The 1734-nt window shown below is 36.6% G+C and carries 1 protein-coding gene; it reads right to left on the bottom strand.

Annotated elements, in window-relative coordinates:
- Nucleotides 1-18 precede the first annotated feature (18 nt).
- Nucleotides 19-1638, bottom strand: coding sequence for an IS1634 family transposase (locus PALI_RS00080; protein ID WP_193154366.1), 1620 nt, complete (start codon nt 1636-1638; stop codon nt 19-21).
- Nucleotides 1639-1734 lie beyond the last annotated feature (96 nt).

Below are 1734 nucleotides of genomic sequence, written 5' to 3' on the forward strand. Positions count from 1 at the left end.
CAGGCATTGATCAGACCCCTAGGCAACTTTTTGGATTTTATATAAATTCAACGCATGTCCACCAATGAGCCTTATTATTTTTTCCCTGAACTCATCAAAACCATCCAAGCTGATTTTGTCGCCTTGCTGGAGTAGATTAATTCCCTCAAAACACTGAAAGACCCAACGTAATGTTGGGTTAGATATTTCTTTATTGATTTGATTCGCGATCGTGGCTTTTTCTTTTTTCATATTCGCTCTCATTCGTCTTTGCGCAATTGAATAAACTAACAATGAAAGTGTCATCACCATCAACAGAGCATCTATTCTACTTGGCTTTTTGATAAATAATGATGAAACAAAAAACAAGGGGTCTTTTAAAAACCTAAACCCTTTTTCTACTTCAGATTGTGCTTTGTAATGCTTAAGTAAACCTACTGGTGAAAGGGCTTCTTTATCAATATTCGTTGCTAATACGAAGCATGACTTTTGTTCTACAATCTGTTTTATTGCGGTTTCGTTTTCTTCAATTTCTGCCGTGATTTGCCATTCAATATTTTTTACTGGCGCATCTTTTTTAGGTCGCCCTTTACCTTCATAGACTTTATGCTTAATAAATTGCTGAGTCGCTATTTGATGATGCTTCATCTTTTTCGCTAATTTATCTAATGCGCGTTGTGCGTCAGTTTGACAAGCGAAACGTTGAGCTTGTAAATGGAAGAGGTCTTTTTTGATGCCTGTGTGTGCTCGCTCAACTTGTCGAACAATGCTTTTTTGTGCTCGGCTATTAGCTGCTTTTGAATAAATAATCATCCATCTTTGCTCTATCCCCATATGATCAACCTCTTCAATAACATATTGATAATTATCATCAATATTAACCCATTGGTTGGCTGCTATGGCTGTACTTATAGAGGATTTTTCAAGAGAAATTGTTGAAGGTACTAGCGTGAGAAATTGAATTTTGGTTAAAAACTCAGCATTACTTTTATGATAAAGTTTACAGTCTGCCACAAGGTATTTAGGAGCTTGGCTTTTTGTGAACTCATCAACAAGCGCCTTACTTCGCGCTTTAAAAATAGCGGTGTCTGCGCTGTTACCATCCCAGTTTTTACATGCAAGCGGGATCCCACCATCTTGGCTAACAATGATTTCTTGTACGACTTGTTTTAAATCAGGACGGTGAGCCTTGCTATAGCCATGAGTAATTTTAATGACATTTTCATCACTATCTCCATCATCAAAAGCATATTCACCTGTCAGTGAATGACTCGTTGTATCAAGTGATTCAAAGGTTTTATCAACTTGCTCTATTTCACATGCTTGTCCGGAGACTAATGAAAATAAGCTTTCACAGCCAAACTCGAAGCATTGATCGAGAGTTCTACCAAGTTTGTGACGATTAAAATGTGATGCTTGAACCCCTTCACGAAATAAATGTTCAAGAGGCAAGTTAGTAAAAAATTGAGGGCTGAGTGATAAAGGTCGATTGGCAAAACCGAGTCCATTCATGATCATGCCTTTTACAGCTTCACCGGGGGTGATTTCTTGTTTATCGTCTTGAGGTAAGTATTGATCTAAAAGGCTGACAATTTTTAAGTCTTCTATAATACCTGAAACAATACCGTGATGGTCTAACCGTTTGATTTTTAGATTCATATACACCTCAAAGTTGAGATGTTATTTTATCAAATTAAAGAGAATTAAGCGTTTAAATTAAATCGAAATTTTTGAAATTGGTCTGATCAATGTCTG

This window comes from Pseudoalteromonas aliena SW19, from assembly GCF_014905615.1.
In the GTDB taxonomy this organism is placed as follows: Bacteria; Pseudomonadota; Gammaproteobacteria; order Enterobacterales; family Alteromonadaceae; genus Pseudoalteromonas; species Pseudoalteromonas aliena.

Coding starts and splice junctions, on each gene's coding strand:
- PALI_RS00080 (WP_193154366.1), bottom strand. CDS start 1,638: ATGAATCTAAAAATCAAACGGTTAGACCATCACGGTATTGTTTCAGGT.